17 protein-coding genes are annotated in these 25077 nt (G+C 71.6%); 9 read left to right on the forward strand and 8 right to left on the reverse strand.

Annotation, left to right across the window (positions count from 1 at the left end):
• Positions 1–81: 81 nt before the first annotated feature.
• Together ACYBSK_RS15660 and ACYBSK_RS15665 are read right to left on the reverse strand one after the other, a co-directional pair.
• On the reverse strand, positions 82–867 hold the full coding sequence (locus ACYBSK_RS15660; RefSeq protein ID WP_460246509.1) for a crotonase/enoyl-CoA hydratase family protein: 786 nt from the start codon (positions 865–867) through the stop codon (positions 82–84).
• 16 nt (positions 868–883) lie between these two features.
• Entirely contained in the window at positions 884–3157 is a 2274-nt protein-coding gene (locus ACYBSK_RS15665) for a glycoside hydrolase family 3 N-terminal domain-containing protein (RefSeq protein ID WP_460246510.1), read from the reverse strand.
• 181 nt (positions 3158–3338) lie between these two features.
• Between ACYBSK_RS15665 and ACYBSK_RS15670 the strand changes: the two genes are divergently transcribed.
• Positions 3339–5234 (forward strand): ABC transporter ATP-binding protein, encoded by a 1896-nt coding sequence (locus ACYBSK_RS15670; protein ID WP_460246511.1) that lies wholly within the window; start codon positions 3339–3341, stop codon positions 5232–5234.
• Between the two features lie 192 nt (positions 5235–5426).
• Entirely contained in the window at positions 5427–8180 is a 2754-nt protein-coding gene (locus tag ACYBSK_RS15675; RefSeq protein WP_460246512.1) for a helix-turn-helix transcriptional regulator, read from the forward strand.
• 241 nt (positions 8181–8421) lie between these two features.
• Here ACYBSK_RS15675 and ACYBSK_RS15680 read toward each other — a convergent pair whose 3' ends face one another.
• The 3 genes from ACYBSK_RS15680 to ACYBSK_RS15690 all read right to left on the reverse strand — a co-directional run bounded on the left by ACYBSK_RS15680 (position 8422) and on the right by ACYBSK_RS15690 (position 11780).
• Entirely contained in the window at positions 8422–9642 is a 1221-nt protein-coding gene (locus tag ACYBSK_RS15680) for a hypothetical protein (protein ID WP_460246513.1), read from the reverse strand.
• A gap of 133 nt (positions 9643–9775) precedes the next feature.
• Positions 9776–11182 (reverse strand): MFS transporter, encoded by a 1407-nt coding sequence (locus tag ACYBSK_RS15685; protein WP_460246514.1) that lies wholly within the window; start codon positions 11180–11182, stop codon positions 9776–9778.
• Positions 11183–11192: 10 nt separating this feature from the next.
• Positions 11193–11780 carry a hypothetical protein gene (locus tag ACYBSK_RS15690; protein WP_460246515.1) on the reverse strand — a complete coding sequence of 196 codons (588 nt, stop codon included), beginning with the start codon at positions 11778–11780 and terminating at the stop codon, positions 11193–11195.
• A gap of 132 nt (positions 11781–11912) precedes the next feature.
• Between ACYBSK_RS15690 and ACYBSK_RS15695 the strand changes: the two genes are divergently transcribed.
• On the forward strand, positions 11913–12851 hold the full coding sequence (locus tag ACYBSK_RS15695) for a LysR family transcriptional regulator (protein ID WP_460246516.1): 939 nt from the start codon (positions 11913–11915) through the stop codon (positions 12849–12851).
• Between the two features lie 78 nt (positions 12852–12929).
• A complete protein-coding gene (locus tag ACYBSK_RS15700; RefSeq protein WP_460246517.1) occupies positions 12930–13526 on the forward strand; it encodes a flavodoxin family protein in 597 nt (198 codons plus the stop codon).
• Positions 13527–13570: 44 nt separating this feature from the next.
• Here ACYBSK_RS15700 and ACYBSK_RS15705 read toward each other — a convergent pair whose 3' ends face one another.
• Genes ACYBSK_RS15705 through ACYBSK_RS15715 form a run of 3 tightly spaced genes read right to left on the reverse strand, consistent with a single transcriptional unit; the run spans position 13571 to position 17105 of the window.
• Positions 13571–14464, reverse strand: coding sequence for an SDR family oxidoreductase (locus tag ACYBSK_RS15705; RefSeq protein WP_460246518.1), 894 nt, complete (start codon positions 14462–14464; stop codon positions 13571–13573).
• Entirely contained in the window at positions 14461–16608 is a 2148-nt protein-coding gene (gene glgX, locus ACYBSK_RS15710) for a glycogen debranching protein GlgX (RefSeq protein WP_460246519.1), read from the reverse strand. Before glgX ends, ACYBSK_RS15705 begins: the two co-directional genes overlap by 4 nt.
• Positions 16605–17105 carry a pep a2 gene (locus ACYBSK_RS15715; RefSeq protein WP_460246520.1) on the reverse strand — a complete coding sequence of 167 codons (501 nt, stop codon included), beginning with the start codon at positions 17103–17105 and terminating at the stop codon, positions 16605–16607. The genes glgX and ACYBSK_RS15715 overlap by 4 nt, the downstream gene beginning before the upstream one ends.
• A 284-nt stretch (positions 17106–17389) precedes the next feature.
• Between ACYBSK_RS15715 and ACYBSK_RS15720 the strand changes: the two genes are divergently transcribed.
• From ACYBSK_RS15720 to glgB, 5 genes are read left to right on the forward strand one after another with little or no spacing between them, the layout of a single operon-like run.
• Positions 17390–17617 (forward strand): DUF5133 domain-containing protein, encoded by a 228-nt coding sequence (locus tag ACYBSK_RS15720; protein ID WP_460246521.1) that lies wholly within the window; start codon positions 17390–17392, stop codon positions 17615–17617.
• The gene (locus ACYBSK_RS15725) at positions 17614–19599 is read left to right on the forward strand and encodes an alpha-1,4-glucan--maltose-1-phosphate maltosyltransferase (protein WP_460246522.1); all 1986 of its coding nucleotides are present in this window, start codon (positions 17614–17616) and stop codon (positions 19597–19599) included. The genes ACYBSK_RS15720 and ACYBSK_RS15725 overlap by 4 nt, the downstream gene beginning before the upstream one ends.
• Before the next feature lie 55 nt (positions 19600–19654).
• Entirely contained in the window at positions 19655–21394 is a 1740-nt protein-coding gene (gene treS, locus ACYBSK_RS15730) for a maltose alpha-D-glucosyltransferase (RefSeq protein ID WP_460246523.1), read from the forward strand.
• A complete protein-coding gene (locus ACYBSK_RS15735; protein WP_460246524.1) occupies positions 21391–22752 on the forward strand; it encodes a maltokinase N-terminal cap-like domain-containing protein in 1362 nt (453 codons plus the stop codon). The genes treS and ACYBSK_RS15735 overlap by 4 nt, the downstream gene beginning before the upstream one ends.
• 46 nt (positions 22753–22798) lie before the next feature.
• Complete coding sequence (gene glgB, locus ACYBSK_RS15740) at positions 22799–25063, forward strand: 1,4-alpha-glucan branching enzyme (protein ID WP_460246525.1); 2265 nt, start codon at positions 22799–22801, stop codon at positions 25061–25063.
• Positions 25064–25077: the final 14 nt, after the last annotated feature.

Raw genomic sequence — 25077 nt, forward strand, 5'->3', positions numbered from 1 at the left:
CTGCAACTCCCCTGACGGTGTCGATGGTTCGCCGGTACGGACTGCCGTGATCGTGCGTACGTCCGAGCATCCTGCCCCAACTCAGGCGTCCGCGCCGCCCGATTCCCCGAACGCCCCGTGCCGCCCGGCCCCCGCCGCGAACCGTCCCGCGCCCTCGACCGCTCCGCCCAACACGCCCATTCCGTGGCGGAGTTCGGCGCGCATCGCCGTCTCCTCGTCGGCGCCGTGCTGCCGGCGCAGGGACGCGCGGTCGCTGCGCAGGCAGTCCTGCGGGAACCCGGCGATCCCGGCGGCCAGCGCCTCCGCCTCCGCGCGGGCGCGACCGGGCGGGACGAGGCGGTTGGCGAGGCCGATGTCGTAGGCCTCCCGCGCGGGCACCGGGCGGCCGGTCAGGATCAGGTCCGCGGCCCGGCTCTCGCCGATGAGGCGGGGGAGGCGGACAGTGCCGCCGTCGATGAGCGGCACGCCCCAGCGGCGGCAGAAGACACCGAACACCGCGTCCTCCTCCACGACCCGCAGATCGCACCAGAGGGCGATTTCGAGACCGCCCGCCACGGCGTGCCCGGAGACCGCCGCGATCACGGGTTTCGTCAGGCGCAGCCGGGTCGGGCCCATCGGCCCGTCCCCGTCATGCGCCACCCGGTTCCCGCGCTCCGTGCCGATCGCCTTGAGGTCGGCGCCCGCGCAGAACGTGCCGCCCTCGCCCCACAGCACCGCGACCCGCGCCGCGTCGTCCGCCTCGAACGCCCGGAAGGCGTCGGCCAGTCGCGCGGCCGTCGGGCCGTCCACCGCGTTGCGGGCCTCGGGGCGGTCGAGGACGACCGTGGTGACCGGACCTTCGCGTTCCACGCGGACGGGGGACGGCATCAGCGGCTCCTCTCGGCTAACCGACAGTCAGCTTCAGCTTGGCATCCGCCGTCGAGCTGTCGCCCACGTACAGCTCGAACGTGCCTTCCTCCAGCCGGAATTCGCCCTTGGGGTCGTTCGTCCAGAAGCCGAGGTCCTCCGCGCCGAGCCGGAACCGGACGGTCGTCGAGGCCCCCGCGTCGAGCGTGACCCGCTTGAACCCCCGCAGTCTGCGCACCGGTTGGGTGAGGGAGGCCGCCACATCGCGCACGTACAGCTGCGCGACCTCGTCACCGCGGCGGGAGCCGGTGTTGCGGACCTCGACCGAGACCTCCAGGGTGTCGCCCTTGCGCAGGGCGGCCGCCGTGACCGACGAACGGCTCAGCTTCGGTGCGGAGAACGCGAACGTCGTGTAGCTCAGCCCGAAGCCGAACGGGAACTGCGGGGTCGGCGGCAGGTCGAGGTACTTCGACGTGTACTTGTTGTCCTTGTCGTACGGGCGGCCCGTCGACTCGTGGTTGTAGTGGATCGGGATCTGGCCGGTCGTCCGCGGGAACGACACCGGCAGCTTGCCGCCCGGGTTCACGGTCCCGAACAGGACGTCCGCGATCGCGTGGCCCGCCTCGATGCCCGGGTGCCAGGCCTCCAGGACGGCCGGCGCGCTGTCCAGCCAGTCCCCGACGGTGAACGGCCGGCCGCCCACCAGGACCACCACGAACGGCTTTCCGGTCTCCGCGACGGCCGCGATCAGCTTCTCCTGCGCGCCCGGGAGCGAGATGTCGCTGCGGGCCGCGGCCTCCCCGCTCATCGAGGGCGGTTCGCCGACGACCACGACGGTGACGTCGGCGGCCTGCGCGGCGGCCACCGCGTCCGCGATGCCGCCGGTGTCCTCGCCCTCCGGGTCGACGCCGCGCGCGTAGGCGACCTCGGCGCCGGGCGCCGCCTTCCGCACGGCGTCGAGCACCTTCACCGCGGGGAACTTCTCGGCCGACGCGGGCACCACCCAGGTACCGAGCAGGTCCGACGAATCGCCGAACGGACCGACGACGGCGACGGACGCGACGGACTTCTTCAGGGGGAGCGTGTCCCGTTCGTTCTTCAGCAGCACCATCGAGCGGGCCGCCGCCGCCCGCGCCGCCTCGCGGGCCTCGGCCGTGGGCGCGTCGATGGCCCGGGACTCGTCGACGTACGGGTCGTCGAAGAGGCCGAGTGCGTACTTGAGGCGGAGCACGCGTGCCACCGCGTCGTCGATCCGCCGCTCCTCGATCTTTTTGGCGCGCACCAGTTTCTTGCCGTTGGTGAGGAGGTTGGTGCTGGTCATCTCCATGTCGACGCCCGCGTTGAGCGCGAGCCGGGCCGCGTCCGCGCCGTCCTCGGCGAACCCGTGCGCGATCAGCTCCTGCACGCCCGTGTAGTCGCTGACGACCAGGCCCTCGAAGCCCCACTCCTTCTTCAGGATGTCGGTGAGGGTGTGCGGATTGCCGTGCGCCGGGACGCCGCTGATGGTGTTGAAGGAGGCCATCACGGTGGCGACGCCCGCGTCCAACGCCGCCTTGAACGGCGGGAGATAGAGATTGCGCAGGCGCGACTCGGACACGTCGACCGTGTTGTAGTCGCGGCCGCCCTCCGCCCCGCCGTACGCCACGAAGTGCTTCGCGCACGCCGCGAGGGTGTCCTTGGTGCCGTAGCCGGAACCCTGGTAGCCCCTCACCTTGGCCGCCGCCAACTGCGCCGTCAGGTACGGGTCTTCGCCGTTGCCCTCGGCGATGCGACCCCAGCGCGGTTCGTGCGTGACGTCCATCATCGGCGCGAACGTCCAGTGCACGCCGTTGGAGCGGGCCTCCTTCGCGGAGACCTCGGCGTCCGAGCGGGCCACGTCCGGGTCGAAGCTGGCGGCCTGGGCGAGCGGGATCGGGAAGTTGGTCCAGAAGCCGTGGATGACGTCGAGGCCCAGCAGCAGCGGGATGCCGAGCCGGGACTCCTCGACGGCGAGGCGTTGCAGCGCGTTGGTGGTCTTCGCGCCGAAGATGCTGAAGACGGAACCGACCCGTCCGGCGCGCGCCGCGTCCTCGACGGCCTTCGTCGTGCCCGAGCCGGGATTGAGGTCGTAGGACCAGGGGAGCTGCTGGAGCTGGCCCAGCTTCTCTTCGAGAGTCATACGCGCGAGGAGGCGCTGGACCTTCGCCTCGTCGCCCTTGTGCGGGGCCGTCGTCGTGGCGTGTGCGGTGGCGGTGTGGCTGGTGGTGGCCGCGCTCGCGGCCGCGGTGACACCGATGGCGGACAGCAGGGTTCGTCTGCGCAGCTCCGGCATGCCTTCGCTTCCCGATCGTACGGGGCCCACAACTTGTGTGGTGGGCGCAACAATTGAAGCGAAGTTACGTTCCGGTTACGCGAGGGTCAAGAGGTGCGACCGGGGTGTCGGAGCACGTCCGATTCCCTCCGTGGTGCCGACTCTTGACCTCAAGATTGGTTGAGGTCCTACTGTCGGCGGCATGAGCATGGAGACCACAGCCTGGACGCAGCTGCACAGCGTCATGAACGCCCAGAACGGTGGCCCGAAGGGCCGCCCCTTCGCCCGCGAGACCCTTCGGAGGATCGCCGAATTCGCCCGTCCGCACCGCCGCCGCATCGCCCAGTTCGTGTTCCTCAGCATCCTGACCGCGCTGCTCGCCGTCGCGACGCCGATGCTCGCGGGCGACGTCGTCGACGCCATCGTGGGCGGCGACGAGGAGAGCCACGTCGTCCGCCTCGCCCTGCTCATCGCCGCCATCGCCCTCGCGGAGGCGGGGCTCGGGCTGCTGGCCCGCTGGCTCTCCGCGAACCTCGGCGAGAGCCTCATCCTCGACCTGCGCACGGCCGTCTTCGACCACGTCCAGCGCATGCCCGTCGCGTTCTTCACCAGGACGCGGACGGGGGCGCTGGTCAGCCGCCTCAACAATGACGTCATCGGCGCGCAGCGCGCCTTCAGCAACACGCTGTCGGGCGTCGTCGGGAACGTGGTGACGCTGATCCTGACGCTCGCCGTGATGCTCACGCTGTCCTGGCAGATCACCCTGCTGGCGCTGGTGCTCCTGCCGGTCTTCGTGCTCCCCGCCCGCCGCATGGGCTCCCGCATGGCCCGCCTCCAGCGGGAGGCCGCCGCGCACAACGCCGCGATGGGCACGCGGATGACCGAGCGGTTCTCCGCGCCCGGCGCCACGCTCATCAAGCTGTTCGGCCGGCCCGGCGAGGAGTCGGCCCAGTTCGCGGAGCGCGCCCGCCGCGTGCGCGACATCGGCGTCCGCACCGCCATGGCCCAGTCGGCGTTCATCACCGCGCTCACCCTGGTCTCGGCCCTGGCGCTCGCGCTCGTCTACGGCCTGGGCGGCTACTTCGCGCTGACCGGCACCCTGGAGGCGGGCGAGGTGGTCTCCCTGGCCCTCCTCCTCACCCGCCTGTACGCGCCGCTCACCTCGCTCGCCGGTGCCCGCGTCGAGGTCATGAGCGCGCTCGTCAGCTTCGAGCGGGTCTTCGAGGTGCTCGACCTGAAACCGCTCATCGACGAGAAGCCCGACGCGCGCGCCGTCCCCGAGGGCCCGGTGGCCGTCGAGTTCGACGACGTCCGGTTCGGCTACCCGGCCGCGGACAAGGTGTCGCTGGCCTCCCTGGAGGAGGTCGCGTCGCTCGACACACGGGGCGGCGCGGAGGTCCTGCACGGCATCTCCTTCCGCGCGGAACCCGGGCAGACGGTGGCGCTGGTGGGCTCGTCGGGCGCGGGCAAGTCCACGATCGCCGGGCTGCTGCCGCGGCTCTACGACACCGACGGCGGGGCCGTACGCATCGGGGGCCTCGACGTGCGCGACGCCAGCGCGGAGTCGCTGCGGGCCACGCTCGGCATGGTGACGCAGGACGGGCACCTCTTCCACGACACGGTCCGCGCGAACCTGCTCCTGGCCCGGCCCGAGGCGGACGAGGACGAGTTGTGGGACGTACTGCGCCGGGCCCGGCTCGACGCGCTGGTCCGCGACCTGCCCGACGGTCTCGACACGGTCGTCGGCGAGCGCGGCTACCGCCTGTCCGGCGGGGAGCGGCAGCGGATGACCATCGCCCGGCTGCTCCTGGCCCGCCAGCGCGTGGTCATCCTCGACGAGGCCACCGCCCACCTCGACAACACCTCGGAGGCGGCCGTGCAGGAGGCGCTCGCCGAGGCGCTGGAGGGCCGCACCGCCGTCGTCATCGCCCACCGCCTGTCGACCGTACGGTCCGCCGACCAGATCCTGGTGGTGGAGGACGGCCGCGTGGCGGAACGCGGCACCCACGACGAACTCCTCGCCCAAGACGGCCGCTACGCCGAGCTCTACCGCACCCAGTTCCGCACAGGCGCCCCACTCACGGAGGCGACCCTTTAACCCTCCGGCGATCGCGCCCTTTCGAGCCTCACCGGCGCCTGAGGCATTTTCAGCCCCTCCGGCGTTTGAGGAGCGGGGTCCGGGGCGGAGCCCCGCGGCGCAGGAGGCGGCCCGGCGCACCATCCAACTCACGTTCATCAACGGCCAGTTGACGGCTCCCGCCACACCGTGACCGCGAGTTACCCTACCCGCATGCTGGTGGGCCGTACCGCGGAATGCACGCGCCTGGCGGACCTGATGGACGCCGCACGCACCGGACACAGCGCCGCGCTCGTCGTGCGCGGCGAAGCAGGCATGGGCAAGACCAGCCTGCTCGCCTACGCCGAATCCGTCGCCCGCGACCTCACCCGCCTGCGCACCCAGGGCATCGAGTCCGAGTCCCAACTCCCGTACGTGGGACTCGCCGACCTCTTCCGCCCGGTCACCGACCACCTGCCCCGCATCCCCGAACGCCAGGCCGCCGCCCTCACCGGCGCCCTCGCCCTCGGCCCCGCCGTCGCCCAGGACCGTTTCGCGGTGGCGGCGGGCACGCTCAGCCTGCTGGGCGCGATCAGCGAGAACGGCCCGGTCCTGGTCGTCGTCGACGACGCGCAGTGGCTGGACCCGTACTCCCTCGACGCCCTCGCCTTCGCGACCCGCCGCCTCGGCCGCGAGGGCGTCGTCGCCCTCTTCGCTACCCGCGACACCGACGAGGCCGCCTCCCGCCTCGCCCCGGTGGAATCCCTCACCCTGCGCGGCCTCGACGCCGGGGCGGCCCGCGAACTCGTCGCCGACGAACCCCTCTCCCCGCACGACGTGCAATGGCTCCTCGCCGAGGCCCGCGGCAACCCCCTCGCCCTCGTCGAACTCCCCGCCCTGCTCGCCCACGGCGGCCACCGCCCCGACAGCGGCGCCCCGCTGCCCATCGGCGACATCCTCGCCCGCACCTTCCACAGCGCCATCACCCGCCTCCCGGACCGGACCCGCGACGCCATGCTGCTCCTCGCGGTCCTCGGCCCCCGCCCCCTCGCCGGCACCGAACGCGTGCTGCGCGCCCACGGGTTGACGTACGCCGACCTCGAACCGGCCGAGCGCACGGGCCTGATGGCCGTCGAGGAAGGCGCATACGTCTTCCGCCACCCGCTGGTCCGCTCCGGCGTCTACCACGGCGCGACGGCCGTCCGCCGCTGGCGCGCCCACCGCACCGTCGCCCAGGCACTGCGGGGCGCGCAGGCCCCCACCGCGCTGGAGCGCTACGCCTGGCACCTCTCCGAATCGGGCGCCGACCCCGACGAACAGGTCGCGGCCTCCCTGGAGAAGGCGGCGTCCGGCGGCCCCGCCAGCCTCACCTTCCCGCTCGCCGCCCGCCTGTACGCCCACGCCGCCCGCTTCACCCCCGACGACGAGGGCAAGGCCCGCCGCCTCCTCGCCGCGGCCCGCGCCGCCCAGGCCGCCGGCTCCCTCGACGAGGCCGCCGACCTCCTCGACCGCGCCCTCGGTCACGCCGCGCACGCCCGCACCCGCCTGGACCTGCGCCAAATGCGCTGCTACGTGGACATCCAGCGGGGCCGCCCGGCCCGCGCCCGCGAACAGCTGCGCTCCGCCGTGGACGAGGCCCGCCGCGTCGACCCCGGCCTCGCCGCCGTCATGCTCGGCGGCATCACCCTCACCGAACTCGCCATCGGCGACCTGACGGCGGCGCGTGCCACCTCCGCCGAGTCGATGCAGATCGCCGACGCCTTCGGCGACGGGTCGGCGGCGTTCCCCGTACGCCTCCTGCACGCCCTCGTCGAGCTGCTGGGCGGCGACGCGGAGGACGGCCGCGCCCTGCTCCACGAGCTCGAAAAGCCCTTGTCCGTACCGGACTTGTCGTTCCCGTACCCGGTCTCCGGCGTCGGCGGCCTGTGCTACCTCGCGACCGAGGAACTCGACGAGGGGCACGCCCTGCTCGACCGCGCCGTGCACGCCGCCCGCTCCTCCAGCACGGTCGGCCTCCTCGCCCACCTCCTCGGCACGCTCTCCGTCGTCGAGTTCTGGCGCGGCGAGTGGACGGCCTCGCTCGCGCACGCCGACGAATCCGTCCGCCTCGGCGAGGACACCGGCCGCGTCATCGAGGTGTGCCGGGCGCTGGCGGCGCAGGCCCGCACCGAGGCGGTCCTGGGCAGGGAGGCGGACTGCCGCGGCCACGAGGCGCAGTGCCGCTCCCTCGCGGCCGCCGCCGAACTCCCCATGGACGCGGCCCGCGCGCGCGGCGCCCTCGGCCTCCTCGAACTCGGCCTCGGCCACTACGAGGAAGCGGCGGCCCACCTGGAGGAGGTGCGCGCCTTCTCCCTCGCCAACGGCCGCGGCGAGGGCCTCTACCTCTCCTGGGCCGCCGACCTCGCCGAGGCCTACGTCCACCTGCACCGCACCGACGAGGCGTACGAGGTGCTGCGGATCCTGGAGCACGAGGCGCGCCGCGGCAGGCGCCCCATCACGGCGGCCGCGGCCGCCCGCTGCCGCGGCATGCTCGAACCCGCCTACGTCGAACGCCATATGGACCGAGCGCTGTCCGAACTGGGCGACGTCCAGGCCCCGTTCGAGCGTGCCCGCACCGACTTCGCCTGCGGGGAGCTGCTGCGCCGCCTCGGCCGCCGCAGCGAGGCCCGGCGCCGCCTGCAACGCGCCCAGATCACCTTCGAACGCCTCGGCGCGAGTCTCTGGTCGGCCCGCGCCGCCGCCGAACTCCACGCGGCCGGCGGGGACAGGGTGGACGCCGGGCCGACGCCGCTCGACGGGCTGACCCCGCAGGAGCTGCGCGTCGCCCTCGCGGTGGGCCGCGGTGTCACCAACCACGAAGTGGCGGAAGAGCTCTTCCTCAGTGTCAAGACGGTCGAGTTCCACCTCGGCAACATCTACCGGAAACTCGAAGGGGTCCACCGGCGCGCCCAACTGGTGCGCCTGCTCAGCGCCTCGGCCCACCCCTGAGCCGCGCGTACAGCGGGGGTGCCCGCTTCGGGCACCCCCGTCCCCCGTATCCCCCGTGGGTTCCCCGCTGTCCCCCGTCGGTTCCCCCGTGTCGAAAGCCCCCGTGTGCTTTCGTGTCTCCACGATGGACCCGGACGGGCCCCTGGGCCACGGGGAAAACCCTGGGATCGGGGGCCGGGGCCGTACGACGATTGCTGTAGTCGACGGATCCGTGCGCGCCCGCTGCCGCGGCCCGTCCGCGTCAGGCCGTCTTCTGCAACGCCTTGAACTGCTCGAACCAGACGTTGCGCCCGGTCGTGCCGTCGGCGTGCCGCGCGACGGTCCGGTTCGCGTACACCGGGTTGAGGATCCACGGCACCTTGGTGGGCCCCCAGTCCGTGGCCATCGACTCGATCTGCACGCCCGCGTACGTCGCCACCGCCAGTCTGCCCGTCTCCCGGAACCTGGCCACCTGATCGGTCAGATACGTCCGGTTGTCGTGGAGCCACGGTGCGGCGGCGACGAACGCGTCCCACTTCTCCTGGGGGAAGGGGTGCCGGATCGCGTCCTGGACGACCTGCCACACCTGCCAGGCCGGATCGACGTCGTCGTAACGGCCGGCGAACGCGGCGGCCACCTTGTCGCCCATGTGCTGCTTCCAGAGCTGCACGAGCGAGAACTCGGTGACGAGGAACTTCTGGTCCGCCCGCAGGTGCGGCAGCACGTAGTCGACGAACCGGTCGGCCGCCTTGAGGGACGGCACGTGCGGATGGATGTCGACGCCGTCGATCTCGGGTGTCCGGTGGACGAAACGCAGCCACCGCTCGGTCGCGGGCGTGCGCCCCTCCTGGGAGTCGAGGTTGTTGAGGGCCCCCATGTAGAGGCGGGTCTTCGCACCGGCCCCGCCGCGCGCCGCGCGGTACTCGACGACGTGCCGGGCCAGGGCCTCGTAGAAGACGTTCAGCTTCGCCTTCTCCCGGGTCTCCAGGAAGGGCTCGTTGCCGATCGTGAGGATGTCCACCTTGCCGAGAACGGCGTCCAACACCCTTTCCACGCGAGTCAGTTGACGCTTCATGGCGTCGGTGCCCGGCTCGGGGAACTTCAGCGAAAGGATCGTGCTGCGCCCCTGCTCGCCCGCGTCCAGCAGGGCGGCGATCGCGCGCTGCCGTGTCACGTCCCCCGAGCCCACCTCGGCGGGTGTCACGGGGACGAAGCCACGCACCCAGGTGGCCGTGAGCGCGGTCAGCTGCGACGAGGTCAGCTCGGAGGGGTCCTCGTTGAAGTTCACGCCGAGCGCGCCGTCGGGCGCACTGCCGGACGCCTCGCCCCCGGCGGCGGCCCTGCCCTCGACCGGCTCCGACGGCGACGCGGAACCCTTCGCGCCGGTGGACGCGGTGTCGGCCGACGGCGAGCACGCCGCGGTGAGGAGGGCGGCGCCGGAGGCGCCCAACAGGCGGCGGCGGGTGGTGGTGTGGCGAGTCACTGCTGTCCAATCCGTGGGGGGATCGCTGTCCACTGCGCCGACACCGTAGGCACGCCGGAGCGCGGAACCGTCCCGCTGTGACGGCCCCGCGACATGATCCGTACGCCCCCAGTACCCGCACGGCTTCGGGCCGTCAGGCCCGCGCCTTCGCCGGTCGCGCCTCGACCGCCGGCGGCGAGCCCGGCAGGGGACGCCCCGCGGACTCCGCCGCGAAGTACGCGGCCACGGCGCCGATCGCGCCCGCCGCCATCAGGTAGTAGCCCGGCACGTTGATGTCTCCGGTGGCCTCGACCAGGAGCGCGTTCACGACCGCGGTCGTGCCGCCGAACAGCGAGACGGAGAGGTTGAACGCGATCGACAGGCCGCCGTACCGGATCGCCGTCGGGAACAGCGCCGGAAGCGTCGACGGGATCGTGCTGTTGAAGCAGAGCAGCATCAGCGACATCAGCACCAGACCGGCGAAGACCGACAGCAGCGTGTCCTGCTGGATGAGGAGCACGGAGGGCACGCCCAGCACGATCAGCATGCCGCAGCCGACGTACAGCACCGGCTTGCGCCCGACGCGGTCGGAGAGGCGGCCGACGAAGGTGATGAGCAGCATGCCGACCGCGAGGACCGAGATCTCCAGGAGCTGCGCCCACGTCGTGCTCACCGAGGGGGCGAACGTGTCGATGTACTCCAGCATGTAGGTCGTGAGCATGTAGTTGGTGACGTTGAAGACGAGCACCAGACCCATGCAGATCAGCATGGGCCGCCAGTGGTCGGTGAAGACCCGGCGGATCTCCTTGAGCGTCTGGTTGCCCTCGCGGCCCTGCTGCTCGGCCACGGCGGCCCTGAACGCGGGGGTGTCCTCCAGCTTGAGGCGCAGATAGAGCCCGATGATGCCGATCGGCCCGGAGATCAGGAACGGGATGCGCCAGCCCCAGGACAGCAGGTCCTCGTGCGACATGACACCCGGCAGCTGGATGACGAGCCCCGCGACGCCGCCGAGGAGGTAGCCGGTCAGCGTGCCGAACTCCAGCCAGCTGCCGAGGAATCCGCGCTTCTTGTCGGGCGCGTACTCGGCGATGAACGTCATCGCGCCGCCGTACTCGCCGCCCGTCGAGAATCCCTGCACCAGGCGGGCCAGCAGCATCAGCAGCGGAGCGGCCGGGCCCCATGTCTCGTAGCCGGGGATGAACGCGATGACGAACGTGCCGATCGCCATCATGATGACCGTGATCGACAGCACCTTGGTGCGGCCGATGCGGTCGCCGAGCGGGCCGAAGAACATGCCGCCGAGCGTGCGCACGAGGAAGGCGACCGCGAACAGGCCGAGGGTTCCGATCGTGCCGACGGCCGGGCTCGCGCCGGTGAAGAACACCGCGGTGAGGACCGGGGTCAGATTGGCGAAGACACCGAAGTCGAACCACTCGGTGACGTTTCCGATGGCCGCGGCGCCCACGGCCCTTCTGGTCACCTTGGGGTCGGTGACCAAGGGGGTGTCGGCCGAGCCCGACGTCGTATCGGGAAGCTCGGAAACGCTGTGCGCGGCTGGCACGTACTACTCCTCAGAATTGCGCGCTACTGCGGGTGGGATTCCCGTAGAGGCGATGCGGGTCGATCCAGTGAAGGGGCGGGACCGGTCGCCGGACGTTCCGGCCGGTCTCCAGGGCGGCGCCGGTCGCCGGGAAGACGAGCAGCGCCAGTGCCGAGGCCACGAGGGTCGTCGCGGTCGCCGCGGAGCACGCGGCGGTGAGCAGCGCGGTGGCGCCGATCGGCAGGACGAAGCCCAGGTGGGAGGCGAGGGGCGTGGGCGCGCGGAGGGCGGCGTCCGCCCCGGCGAGCGCGAGGCCGTGGCCGGAACCGGCGAGGACGGCGGCGGCCAGGTCCGGCCACGCCGCCGTCCCGCCGGTCAGCGCCGGCACGGAGAGGCTCGCCAACAGGGCGGTGAGACCGGCGCATTGCGCGCCGCGGCCGCAGCGTTCCGCGGCGAGCGGACGCGCGAGCGCCGAGCACACGAGAAAGGACAGCGGAACGCAGCAGACGACCGCGAGGCCGCCGTGCCCGGAGGTGATCAGGACCGCGGGAACGAGGGCGACGAACAGGCCCGCCGCGGCACGGGCGAGAAAACGGACGGCCGAGACCGTGGCGAACAAGGCGCGCGTTCCCGACGGGATCTTCGGACCACGGGGCGGGAAAGGACTCTTGAACAGCACCCGGGAAGGGTGCCACCCCTGACTCATCGACACAATTACACGATCTTGTATGTGACCGTGCAGAATGGTCGAATGATCGATGCCAAGCTCAGGGTCCTCCAGATGGTCGAGGCGCACGGTGGCGTGACCGCGGCCGCCGAGGCCATGGGGCTCAAGCCGTCCACGGTCTCGTACCAGATGCGGCAGCTGGCCGAGCAGGTCGGCGTCCCGCTCCTGGAGCCCGTGGGTCGTGGCATCAAGCTGACGGCCGCCGCCCGGACACTGCTGCGGCACGGCGCCGTCCTGGAGGCGCAGTGGGAGCGGGCGCGCAGCGAGATCGCCGCGATGGCCGACGCGCAGACGGGGTCGTTCACGCTCTGCGGGTTCTCGACGGCCGCGACACACCTGCTGCCGTCGACCGCCGCGACGCTGCGCGACCGGCACCCGGGGCTGCGGGTCCGGCTCGTGGAGGCGGAGCCCGCGCGCTGCTTCGAGCTGCTGCTGACGGGGGAGGCCGACCTCGGCCTGGTCGTGGTGACGGCGGACTCACCGCCGCTGAGCGACGAGCGCTTCGAACAGCAGCCGCTCCTCGACGACCCGCTCGACCTGGTGGTCCCCGCCGACCATCCGCTGGCCGCCCGGGACCGGGTGGTGCTCGCCGACGCCGCCCGCGAGCCGTGGATCGTGGGCACGCCCGGCACCACGTACCACCACCTGGTGCTCACCGCGTGCATGGCCGCCGGGTTCACCCCCGACGTGCGCCACCAGTCCGACGAGTGGGACACCGGTACGGCGATGGTGGCGCACGGCCTCGGCGTGATCCTGGTCCCGCGCCTCGCCCGCATCAACACCGAGTGGCCGGTGGCCCGCATCCACCTCTCCGGAGAACCGGCCCCCGCCCGCCGCATCCTCGCCGCCACCCGCAAGGGCGGCGCCCGCCACCCGGTGGTGGCACAGGCCCTCGACCTGATCAAGACCTCGGCGTCGAACCTGGTCCCGGCTGAGCAGCCGGGTGGCGGGAGACGGAATTGACGGATGGGGTGGGGGTACCCCGTACCGGACCCGCCCCGTCCGGGGCGGGGGCCACCCCACACCGTCAGGAGATCGCCCATGACCCGCGCGCTCGCCCTCGTCTGCACGCTCACCCCGTCGCCGGACCCGTCGAGCAGCCACCTGCTCGCCGACCAGGTCATGACCGAGCTGGGGAAACTCGGCGTCGAAGGGGAAACCCTGCGGATCGCCGACTTCGACGTACGGCCCGGCGTCGCCGTCGATCTCGGGGACGACTGGCCGGGCCTGCGCGAGAAGGTGTACGCGGCGGACATCCTGCTGCTCGCCACCCCCATCTGGCTCGGCCACCCCTCCAGCCTCTGCCAACGGGTCCTGGAACGGCTGAACGCCGACATCTCCGAGACCGACGAACAAGGCCGGCAACTGCCGTCCGGGAAGGTCGCCGCGCTCGCCGTGGTCGGCAACGAGGACGGGGCGCACAAGGTGAGCGCCGACGTCTTCCAGGGCCTCAACGACCTGGGCTTCTCGCTGGCACCCGGCGCGGTCACGTACTGGGTGGGGGAGGCCCAGCACGGCACGGACTACCAGGACCTCAAGGAGACGCCGGAGAGCGTCGCGTCGAACAACCGCGCCCTCGCGGCCAACGCGGCCCACCTCGCCCACCTGCTGCGCGACTCTCCCTACCCGCCGAACTAGCGGCGCCGGTCAGCGGCCGAGAGGCATGGAGTCCGGTGACCGGGTCAGGGGAGAGGCGTACCGCCGGTGGCGTTCATGATCTCGGCGGTGATGAAGCTCGCGTGCCGCGAGGCGAGGAAGACGTACGCCGGGGCCATCTCCGCGGGCTGGGCGGGACGGCCGAGGGGGGCCTGCTCTCCGAACGCGGCGGTGTCCGGCAGCGTCGCCGGGATCAGCGGCGTCCACACCGGCCCGGGAGCCACCGCGTTCACCCGGATCCCGTCCTCGACGAGCATCTGGGCGAGGCCCTGCGTGAACGTCACGATGGCGCCCTTGGTCATCGCGTAGTCGAGAAGGTGCGGGCTCGGCTTGTAGGCCTGCACCGACGTGGTGTTGATGATCGACCCACCGCGCGGAATGTGCGGGACGGCCATCCTGCACAGCCAGAACATGGCGTACAGGTTGGTGTGCACGACCCGGTCGAACTGCTCCGTCGTGATCGACCCGATGCCGTCCGGCTGGGACATCTGGAACGCGGCGTTGTTGACGAGGACGTCGATGCGCTCGAACTCCCGCACGGCCCGGTCGACCACCATGCGGCACTCGTCCTCGTACCGCAGGTCGCAGGAGACGGCCACGGCCTTGCGGCCCGCCTCCTCGACGAGGCGGACGGTCTCGCGCGCCTCGCCCTCCTCCTCCGGAAGGTGGGTGAACAGGACGTCCGCGCCCTCGCGCGCGTAGGCGACGGCCACGGCCCTGCCGATCCCGGAGTCGCCGCCCGTCAGCACCGCCTTGCGGTCCCGCAGCAGGCCGGAGCCCTCGTAGGTGTCCTCGCCGTGATCGGGGCGGGGGTCCATTTCGCCGGTCCAGCCGGGGGGCTCCTGGTCCTGCTGGGGGAACTCGGGCCGCGGGTACGCGGTCGTCGGATCCTCGGGCGGTGTCGTGTTCTTGTCGCTCATGAAGGCTCCCGGTGGGGCGGACGGTGCGAGAGGACCAGCAAGGAGTGCGCCTCCAGCCGGACCGTCGCCTCGGCCTTGTGCTCGGTCTCGTCCGAGGCGCCGTCCGGCTCCGCCGTGTCGATCCGGGTCGTCCAGGAGACGCCGTACGACGCGTCGGGCAGCTGGAAGTCCGTCGGGTACCAGAAGAAATTGAAGAGAAACAGGAACGAGTCGTCGACCACGCGTTCGCCGCGGCTGTCGCGCGCGGTGACGGCCGCGCCGTTGAGGAAGGCGACCAGCGTGTGCGCGTCGGGGCGGTGCCAGTCCTCGTCCGTCATCTCCGTCGCGTCGGGCCGCAGCCACACCAGGTCCGGCAGGTCGTGGTGGTGGCCGGTGGGGGCCTGACCGCTGAAGAAGCGGCGCCGGCGCAGCACCGGGTGCGCGGCCCGCAGGGCGACGAGATCGCGGGTGAAGGACAGCAGGGCGGTGCGTTCCTCGTCGAGGTCCCAGTCGACCCAGGCCAGTTCGTTGTCCTGGCAGTAGGCGTTGTTGTTGCCCCGCTGGGTGCGGCCCAGCTCGTCCCCGTGGCTGAGCATGGGGATGCCCTGGGACAGCATCAGGGTGGCCAGGAGATTGCGCTGCTGCCTGGCCCGCAGGGCACGCACCCCCGGATCGTCGGTCGGGCCCTCCGCGCCGCAGTTCCAGGACCGGTTGTCGTCCGCGCCGTCATGGTTGTGCTCCTGGTTGGCCTCGTTGTGCTTGGCGTTGTACGACACGAGGTCGCGCAGGGTGAAGCCGTCGTGCGCGGTGACGAAGTTGACGCTGGCACGCGGGCGCCGCCGGTCGCGCTCGTAGAGGTCCGCCGACCCGGTCAGCCGGGTGCCGAACTCCGCCAGGACACCCTCCTGCGCCCGCCACACGTCCCGGACGCAGTCGCGGTACTTGCCGTTCCACTCGGACCACAGCGGCGGGAAGTTCCCCACCTGGTAGCCGCCCTCGCCGAGGTCCCACGGCTCGGCGATCAGCTTGACGCGGCTGATGACGGGGTCCTGCTGGATGAGGTCGAAGAACGCGGACAACCGGTCCACCTCGTGGAACTGGCGTGCCAGGGTGGCCGCCAGGTCGAAGCGGAAGCCGTCCACATGGCACTCGGTCACCCAGTACCGCAGGGAGTCCATCAGCAGCTGAAGGACGTGGGGGTGGCGCATGAGCAGGCTGTTGCCGGTGCCCGTGGTGTCGTAGTAGCGGCTGAAGTCGTGGTCGGCGAGCCGGTAGTACGACGCGTTGTCGATACCGCGGAAGGACAGCGTGGGCCCGTTCTCGTTCCCCTCCGCCGTGTGGTTGTAGACCACGTCGAGGATGACTTCGAGGCCCGCCGCGTGGAGCGACTTGACCATGTCCCGGAACTCCGTGACCTGTTCGCCGAGCGTGCCGTGCGCGGCGTAGGCGTGATGGGGCGCGAAGAAGCCGATGGTGTTGTAGCCCCAGTAGTTGGTCAGCCCGCGCTCCCGCAGGAAGCCGTCCTGCACGAACTGGTGCACCGGGAGCAGCTCGACCGCGGTCACGTGAAGCGCGGTGAGGTGGTCGAGGACCGCGGGCGTGGCGAGCCCCGCGTAGGTGCCTCGCAGGTGTTCCGGCACCCCGGGGTGGGTCGCCGTCAGCCCCCGCACATGTGTCTCGTAGATGACGGAGTCGGCGTAGGCGTGGTCCGGTGGTGTGTCGCCGGACCAGTCGAAGGCCGGGTCGACGACCACGCCGCACAGTCCCTGACCGCCCGCCCCCACCGAGTCGGCGCGCTCGTGGACGGCCTTGGCGTACGGGTCGAGGAGGAACGCCTCGGGATCGCACCGGTGCCCCGAGGCCGGTTCCCACGGGCCGTGGATCCGGTAGCCGTACTGCTGCGGCGGCCCGACGCCCGGCACGTATCCGTGCCACACCGAGCCGTACACCTCCGGCAGGGGAATCGTGCGTTCGGTGCCGTCGGGGTCGAGCAGCACGAGGTCGACGCGGTCGGCCACGGCACTGAACAACGCGAAGTTCGTGCCGTGGCCGTCGTAGGTCGCTCCGAGCGGGTACGGGCGCCCGCCGCGGACGGGGGCCGGGCCCTCCGGTGCGTGGTCCTGATCAGCCGTCGCGCGGCCCGGACCCGCCGGTCGTGCGGTCACGAAGGCGTGCTCGTGCCGACCGGCACGCTCTCCGGTCCCGCGAACGGGAGCGCCGCGCCCGGCAGTTGGAGCGCCTCGCTCGCGTCCGGTACCGGAGCGGTGGGCGTGCGGACCTCGCGTACCCCGGTCCTGCTGCGCAACGAGAACCACATGATGCGGCGGGCGTCCCGGGTGCAGTTGCCCCATCCGTCGCTCAGGGCCGCGATCTGCGCCGAGCAGCGGGACAGCGCGTGCGAGGCGCCGGTGGCCGGGTCCTCGTAGGACACGGCGTTGATCAAGTGCTGCCCCGTCCACCACGCCTCCGCCTCGACGCGGCCGTCCGGCCGCCCCTGGACGGCCAGTTCGAGCAGCAGACCGAGGCCGTGGGTCGCCGAGGGCGTCAGCCGCTCGAGCCCCCAGTAACGGGTGTGCGCCGCCATGATCCGCTGGATCTGACCGACACGCTCGGGGGCCGGCTCCACGGCGATGTGGTAGTAGCTGGGCTTTGCCTGGTGCATGGTTCCTGCTCCTCACCGCGTGGCTCGCGGCCCGCCGACGCGGCGGAACCGGGCGCACGGACCGTGAGCACGGGTTGCTTGAGAGTCACCGATCAGCCTGTGCCCGGTACTCCATTCGTGCAACCGCAGCGTGTCTGACCAGCCACGATCGGTTCAACAGGACGGATCGCCGAAGAGCGCACACCATGGGTGGGGGAGCAGCCGACGGTAACGAGCCGCTCCCCGTCCGTGACCGGCTCACGAGCCCACCGGGTTCGGCGGTACGGAGCCCCGGAGGTACCCCCATGTGCGCGTCACGCGTCACCGCACAAGTGGGCCCGTGCCTGGTGAGCTACCGCTACTGGGAGCGGCGGTTCCTGGCCTCTCCGGCCGACCCCGCGACCCGCGAACGCTTCGAGCGCGCTGTCGCCGCCCTGTGCAGGGCGACGGGCGAGCGGTGCGGCCGGGAGGCCGCCGAAGCGGCGCAGCGCTCGCGGCCCCGCGCGTCCGACCGGGAAGGTGACCCCGCATGACCCCGCTGTCGCACACCGCCGTCCCTGTCCCGATCGAGGACGTGCGACCGGCCGTGGACGGAGGCCGACGTCCGGTGAAGTCGGTCGTGGGGGAGACCTTCACGGTCACGGCCCTGGTCTTCGTGGAGGGCGACGGCGTCCTGCGCGCCGAAGTGGTGCTGCGCGCGCCCGACGGCGAAGAGACGGGCCGGTGGCCGATGACATCGCAGGCCCCCGGGACCGACCGCTGGTGCGCCGAGGTGCGCGCGGACCGCCCCGGCCGCCTGAGCTACTGCGTGCGCGCGTGGCGCGACCCCGTGGCCACGTGGCTGCGGGACGCCAGGATCAAGGTCGGCGCGGGCGTGGACTGCGAGAGCACGCTGGAGGAGGGCGCGGTCCTCCTGGACAGGGCGCGGGTCCGGGCGTCGACGGACGAGGCGCGTGACACCCTCCGGGCCGCGGCCGAGCTGCTGTGCGCGGCGGACCGGACCCCGCTGGGGCGTCTCGCCGCGGCCGAGGACCCGGCGGTGTGTGCCGCGTTGGCCGCCGCTCCGCTGCGCGAGCGTCTGACCGAGAGCCGCCGACTGCCGCTGCTCGTCGAGCGGGAGCGGGCCCTGTTCGGGTCCTGGTACGAGTTCTTCCCGCGTTCGGAGGGGGCGGTGGTCCGGGCGGGGGAGCCGCCGGTCAGTGGCACGTTCCGGACGGCGGCGCGGCGGTTGCCGGCGATCGCGGCGATGGGTTTCGACGTGGTGTACCTGCCGCCGGTGCATCCGATCGGGACGACGTTTCGCAAGGGGCCCAACAACTCGCTGTCGCCGGGCCCTGATGACGTGGGGGTGCCGTGGGCGATCGGTTCGCCGGAGGGCGGGCACGACGCGATCCATCCGGACCTGGGCACGTTCGAGGACTTCGACGCGTTCGTGGGCCGGGCGCGGGAGTTGGGGATGGAGGTGGCCCTCGACTTCGCGTTGCAGTGCTCGCCGGATCATCCGTGGGTGGACAAGCATCCGGACTGGTTCCACCACCGTCCGGACGGCACGATCGCGTATGCGGAGAACCCGCCGAAGAAGTACCAGGACATCTACCCGATCGCCTTCGACAGGGATCTGCCCGGTCTGGTGGCGGAGACGGTGCGGATCCTGCGGCTGTGGATGGACCACGGGGTGCGGATCTTCCGGGTCGACAATCCGCACACCAAGCCGGTGGTGTTCTGGGAGAAGGTGATCGCCCAGATCAACGGCACCGACCCGGACGTGATCTTCCTGGCGGAGGCGTTCACGCGGCCGGCGATGATGCGCACGCTGGCCGCGGTCGGCTTCCAGCAGTCCTACACCTACTTCACCTGGCGCAACACCAAGGGCGAACTCACCGACTATGTACAGGAGTTGGCGGGCGAGACGGCGGCGTACATGCGGCCGAACTTCTTCGTCAACACCCCCGACATCCTGCACGCCTTCCTCCAGGACGGCGGCCGTCCGGCGTTCGAGCTGCGGGCGGTGCTGGCGGCGACGCTGTCGCCGACGTGGGGCGTCTACAGCGGCTACGAGCTGTGCGAGAACACCCCGCTGCGGCCCGGCAGCGAGGAGTACCTGAACTCGGAGAAGTACCAACTGCGGCCCCGGGACTGGGAGTCGGCCGAGCGGGAGGGGCGCACCATCGCCCCGCTGATCACCGCGCTCAACGCGATCCGCCGCCGCAACCCGGCGCTGCGCACGCTGCGCGACGTGCACTTCCACGAGGCCGACAAGGACGCGGTCCTCGTGTACTCCAAGACCACCGCATCCGCACAGGGCTCGAACACGGTGCTGGTGGTCGTGAACCTCGACCCGCACCACACCCAGGAAGCCACGGTCCGCGTCGACCGCGAGGCCCTGAAGGTGTCACCGGACGACACGTTCCGGGTGCACGACGAGCTGACCGGCCGGACGTACACCTGGGGTGACACCAACTATGTGTGTCTGACGCCGGGTGTGACGCCCGCGCACATCTTCACCATCGGTTGAGTCAGGAAGCCGGCTCTTCCCCGCCCCGCATGAACAAACGAGGGAGTGAACCCTCATGACGACGAATGAACTCAGCGTGCCCGCGCGCCCGAACCGTCTGCCTCGGGACCCGGACTGGTTCAAGCGCGCCGTCTTCTATGAGGTGCTGGTCCGCTCGTTCCACGACAGCAACGGCGACGGCGTCGGCGACCTGAAGGGCATCACCGCGAAGCTGGACTACCTCCAGTGGCTCGGCGTGGACTGCCTCTGGCTGCCGCCCTTCTTCAAGTCCCCTCTGCTGGACAACGGTTATGACGTCGCCGACTACATCGCGGCCCTGCCGGACGCCGGTGATCTGGCCGATTTCGTGGAGTTCGTGGACGCCGCGCACCAGCGCGGGATGCGCGTGATCATCGACTTCGTCATGAACCACACCAGTGATCAGCACGAGTGGTTCCAGCAGTCGCGCTCGGATCCCGACGGCCCCTACGGGGACTACTACGTGTGGGCCGACGACGACAAGCAGTACGAGGACGCGCGGATCATCTTCGTCGACACCGAGGCCTCGAACTGGACCTTCGACCCGGTGCGCAAACAGTACTACTGGCACCGCTTCTTCTCCCACCAGCCGGATCTGAACTACGAGAACCCGGCCGTGCAGGAGGAGATCCTCGCCGCCCTGCGCTTCTGGCTGGACCTGGGCATCGACGGCTTCCGCCTGGACGCGGTCCCCTACCTCTACGCCGAGGAGGGCACCAACTGCGAGAACCTGCCCGCCACCCACGAGATGCTCAAACGGGTCCGCAAGGAGATCGACGCCCAGTACCCGGACGTGGTGCTGCTGGCGGAGGCCAACCAGTGGCCCGAGGACGTCGTGGACTACTTCGGCGACGCCGCCTCCGGCGGCGACGAGTGCCACATGGCCTTCCACTTCCCCGTCATGCCGCGGATCTTCATGGCGGTGCGCCGCGAGTCGCGCTACCCGGTCTCGGAGATCCTCGCCAAGACCCCGCCGATCCCGTCGGGCTGCCAGTGGGGCATCTTCCTGCGCAACCACGACGAGCTGACCCTGGAGATGGTCACCGACGAAGAGCGCGACTACATGTACGCGGAGTACGCCAAGGACCCGCGGATGCGCGCCAACATCGGCATCCGCCGCCGCCTGGCCCCGCTCCTCGACAACGACCGCAACCAGATCGAGCTGTTCACCGCGCTGCTGCTGTCCCTGCCCGGCACGCCGATCCTGTACTACGGCGACGAGATCGGCATGGGCGACAACATCTGGCTCGGCGACCGCGACGCGGTGCGCACCCCGATGCAGTGGACCCCGGACCGCAACGCCGGCTTCTCCTCCTGCGACCCGGGACGCCTCTTCCTGCCCACGATCATGGACCCGGTCTACGGGTACCAGGTCACCAATGTCGAGGCGTCGATGTCGTCGCCGTCGTCGCTGCTGCACTGGACCCGGCGCATGATCGAGATCCGCAAGCAGAACCCGGCGTTCGGCCTGGGCTCGTACACCGAACTGCCCTCCTCCAACCCGGCCGTGATCGCGTTCCTGCGCGAGTACGGCGACGACCTGGTGCTGTGCGTGCACAACTTCTCCCGCTTCGCCCAGCCCACCGAACTCGACCTGCAGGCCTTCAACGGCCGCCACCCCGTCGAACTCATCGGCGGCGTCCGCTTCCCCGCCATCGGCGAACTCCCCTACCTGCTCACCCTCGGCGGACACGGCTTCTACTGGTTCAGGCTGAGCGACGACTCGGCCCCGGCCGGCACCTCGGGGGTTCCCTCTGGATTGGACCGGATCTCATGACCCGCCCCCTGGCCGAACTCGCGGACGCGCGCCCCGCGTTCTTCGGCACGTCCCTCAACGATCTGCTCGGACGCTGGCTGCCGCGACAGCGCTGGTACGCCGACAGCGGTCGTCGGATCAGCGACATCTCGATAGCGAACGCGACCGCGCTGACACCGGAGTGCTTCCACCTGCTGGTGCGCGTGCGGGAGGCCGGTGAACAGGACGACACCTACTACCAGTTGATCCTGGGCGCCGCCGTCGCCCCGCCGCCTCGGCTGTGGAGACACGCCCTCGGACAGGTGGACGGGCCTGGCGGCGGGGCGCTGGTGGTCTACGACGCCGTGCACGACCACCGGGTCGCGGTCGTGCTGCTCGACCGGCTCCGCCAGGGCGGCCCCGCGGGCGCACTCCGCTTCGAGAAACCCTCCAGCACACTCGTCCCGGCGGGGCTCGCGCCGCGTGTCATGGACGTGGAGCAGTCCAACACCTCGATCGTGTACGGCGACCGGCTCGTGCTCAAGCTGTTCCGCCGCATCCAGCAGGGTGTCAACCCGGATCTGGAGGTGACGTCCCGGCTGGGGAGGTGGGGACACCCGGCCGTCCCGGCCCCCGCGGCGTGGTTCTTCACGACCGCCCCGTTCCTGGGCACCCTCGGCATGCTCCAGCCCTTCCTGGCCGGAGCCACGGACGGCTGGGAACTGGCCCTGCGTGCGGCCGCCGCGCAGGAGGACTTCGTCAAACAGGCCTGGGGCCTCGGCCGCACGACGGGCGAACTGCACGCGGCGCTCGCACAGGTCTTTCCGGTCGGGGCGACGGCGAGCCACCAACTGCCGTGTCTCGCCGAGGAAATGGTGGCACGCCTGAAGCACGCGGCGGACGCCGTACCGGCGCTGCGCCCTCACGTACCCGGACTCCACCAGGTCTTCGCCGCCGCCCTGACTGCCCGCGGCGAACCGGCCCCGCAGCGCATCCACGGCGACCTCCACCTCGGCCAAGTGCTGTGGGCGGACGGGGAATGGCACGTCGTGGACTTCGAAGGAGAGCCCGCACGGCCGCTGGCCGAGCGCCGCGCGGACCGCTCACCGATCCGGGACGTGGTCGGCATGCTCAGGTCCTTCGACTACGCGGCACACATGAGCCCCACCCCGCACCCCCGGTGGGCCGAACACTGCCGCGCCGCCTTCTGCTCCGGCTACAGCGGCTCCGGCGGCTTCGAACCGGCGCGCGCCCCCGAACTCATGCGCGCCTACGAGGCCGACCGCGCCGTCTACGAGGTGCTGTACGAGGCGACACACCGGCCCGACTGGACCGACGTCCCCCTGAGGGCGGTGGCCCGGCTCGCCGCCGCACGCGCTGAACCGCGAACTGCCTCCTGACCGCGCCGAGCGACCGCCTTCCGCAAGCCCTCCGAAGGGGACGACCATGACTGCCAACGTGACCGCCGACCCGCCCCGGCGCCGACCGGCCGACACCGCGCCGGACGTCGACGCCGGCACGCGCGCGGCGCTCCTCGACGGCACCCACCACGACCCTCACGCGGTGCTCGGGGCGCACCCGGTCCCGGGAGGTGTCGTGGTGCGCTGCCTGCGTCCGGGCGCGGCCGAGGCGGCCGTGGTGTGCGGTGGCACGGCGTGGCGCTTGGCGGACAGCGTGGGCGACGGCGTGTTCGAGGGCACGCTGCCCGCCACCGCCGTCGCGGCTGCCCCTGAGTACCGGCTGCGCGTGACCACTGCCGAAGGCGTCGTCGAGACGGACGACCCGTACCGATTCCTGCCCGCCCTCGGGGAGTTGGACCTGCATCTGATCAACGAGGGCCGCCACGAGGACCTGTGGACGGCGCTCGGCGCCCACCCCATGGAGCACCAGGGCGTGCATGGCACCCGCTTCACGGTGTGGGCCCCTCGCGCCCGCGGTGTCCGTGTCATCGGCGACTTCAACCACTGGGACGGCACCACGGCCCCCATGCGGTCCCTCGGACACTCCGGTGTCTGGGAACTGTTCGTGCCCGACCTCGGCGAGGGCGAGCTGTACAAGTACGAGATCACCGGCCCCGACGGGGCCCGGCGCGAGCACGCGGACCCCATGGCGCGGCGCACCGAGCGGCCCCCGGCCACGGCGTCCGTCGTCCACGCCTCGCACTACACATGGGGTGACGAGGCGTGGCTGGAGCAGCGGGGCGCGCGTCCGGTGCACGAGGCGCCGTTCTCGGTGTACGAGGTGCACCTGCCGTCCTGGCGCCCCGGCCTGACCTACCGCCAGCTCGCCGAGCAACTGCCCGCCTACGTCGCCGACCTGGGCTTCACCCACGTGGAGCTGCTGCCGGTGGCCGAGCACCCCTTCGGCGGCTCGTGGGGCTACCAGGTCACCGGCTTCTACGCCCCCACCGCCCGCCTGGGCACCCCCGACGACTTCAAACACCTCGTCGACGCCCTGCACCGGGCCGGCATCGGCGTCCTGATGGACTGGGTGCCCGCCCACTTCCCGCGCGATGCCTGGGCGCTGGCCGAGTTCGACGGCCGCCCCCTGTACGAGCACGAGGACCCGCTGCGCGCCGCCCACCCCGACTGGGGCACCCTCGAATTCGACTACGGCCGCAAGGAGGTCCGCAACTTCCTCGTCGCCAACGCCCTGTACTGGTGCCAGGAGTTCCACATCGACGGCCTGCGCGTGGACGCCGTCGCCTCCATGCTCTACCTCGACTACTCCCGCCAGGCCGGGCAGTGGACGCCCAACCAGTTCGGCGGCCGCGAGAACCTCGACGCCGTCGCCTTCCTCCAGGAGATGAACGCCACCCTCTACCGGTGGGTGCCCGGCATCGTCACCATCGCCGAGGAGTCCACCGCCTGGGACGGCGTCACCCGCGCCACCCACCACACCGGCCCGACCGGCTTCGGCGGCCTCGGCTTCGGCCTGAAATGGAACATGGGCTGGATGCACGACTCCCTGGACTACCTCGCCCACGAACCCGTGCACCGCAAGCACCACCACCACGAGATGACGTTCTCCATGGTCTACGCCTACAGCGAGAACTACGTCCTGCCGATCTCCCACGACGAAGTCGTGCACGGCAAACGCTCCCTGGTCTCCAAGATGCCCGGCGACTGGTGGCAACAACGCGCCACCCTCCGCGCCTACCTCGCCTTCATGTGGGCCCACCCCGGCAAACAACTCCTCTTCATGGGCCAGGAGTTCGCCCAGGGCGCCGAATGGTCCGAAGCCCACGGTCTTCAGTGGAACCTCGTCGAGGAGGGCGCGCCCGGGAGCGAGGACCACCTCGGTGTGCGGCGCCTGGTCCGGGACCTGAACGGTCACTACACGGCCGACGCCGCCCTCTGGGAGAGGGACAGCGACCCGGCCGGCTTCCAGTGGGTGACTGCCGATGCGGCGGACGACAACGTGCTGGCCTTCCTCCGCTACCCGGCCGAGGGTGACCCGCTCCTCGCCGTCTGCAACTTCTCCCCCGTGGTGCGCGAGGACGTCCGGTTCGGTGTCCCGAGGACGGCCACGGGTGTCTGGTGGGAGGCCGTCAACACCGACGCGGGGCGGTACGGAGGCAGCGGGGTGGGAAACCCGGGGCCACTCGTCCAGCAGCCCTCCGGCTGCCATGACCTGCCCGTTTCCCTGATCCTGCGTCTTCCGCCGCTCGCCACGCTGTGGCTGTCACCCCGGGAGCGCCCCGAAGACTGAGACATCGGGATGGG

The organism is Streptomyces sp. BYX5S, from assembly GCF_054724165.1.

What these genes read in the sequence shown, in the direction of transcription:
- ACYBSK_RS15660 (WP_460246509.1), bottom strand. Translation starts at nt 867, where the DNA reads ATGCCGTCCCCCGTCCGCGTGGAACGCGAAGGTCCGGTCACCACGGTC.
- ACYBSK_RS15665 (WP_460246510.1), bottom strand. Translation starts at nt 3,157, where the DNA reads ATGCCGGAGCTGCGCAGACGAACCCTGCTGTCCGCCATCGGTGTCACC.
- ACYBSK_RS15670 (WP_460246511.1), top strand. Translation starts at nt 3,339, where the DNA reads ATGAGCATGGAGACCACAGCCTGGACGCAGCTGCACAGCGTCATGAAC.
- ACYBSK_RS15675 (WP_460246512.1), top strand. Translation starts at nt 5,427, where the DNA reads ATGCTGGTGGGCCGTACCGCGGAATGCACGCGCCTGGCGGACCTGATG.
- ACYBSK_RS15695 (WP_460246516.1), top strand. Translation starts at nt 11,913, where the DNA reads ATGATCGATGCCAAGCTCAGGGTCCTCCAGATGGTCGAGGCGCACGGT.
- ACYBSK_RS15700 (WP_460246517.1), top strand. Translation starts at nt 12,930, where the DNA reads ATGACCCGCGCGCTCGCCCTCGTCTGCACGCTCACCCCGTCGCCGGAC.
- ACYBSK_RS15705 (WP_460246518.1), bottom strand. Translation starts at nt 14,464, where the DNA reads ATGAGCGACAAGAACACGACACCGCCCGAGGATCCGACGACCGCGTAC.
- ACYBSK_RS15715 (WP_460246520.1), bottom strand. Translation starts at nt 17,105, where the DNA reads ATGCACCAGGCAAAGCCCAGCTACTACCACATCGCCGTGGAGCCGGCC.
- ACYBSK_RS15720 (WP_460246521.1), top strand. Translation starts at nt 17,390, where the DNA reads ATGTGCGCGTCACGCGTCACCGCACAAGTGGGCCCGTGCCTGGTGAGC.
- ACYBSK_RS15725 (WP_460246522.1), top strand. Translation starts at nt 17,614, where the DNA reads ATGACCCCGCTGTCGCACACCGCCGTCCCTGTCCCGATCGAGGACGTG.
- treS (WP_460246523.1), top strand. Translation starts at nt 19,655, where the DNA reads ATGACGACGAATGAACTCAGCGTGCCCGCGCGCCCGAACCGTCTGCCT.
- ACYBSK_RS15735 (WP_460246524.1), top strand. Translation starts at nt 21,391, where the DNA reads ATGACCCGCCCCCTGGCCGAACTCGCGGACGCGCGCCCCGCGTTCTTC.
- glgB (WP_460246525.1), top strand. Translation starts at nt 22,799, where the DNA reads ATGACTGCCAACGTGACCGCCGACCCGCCCCGGCGCCGACCGGCCGAC.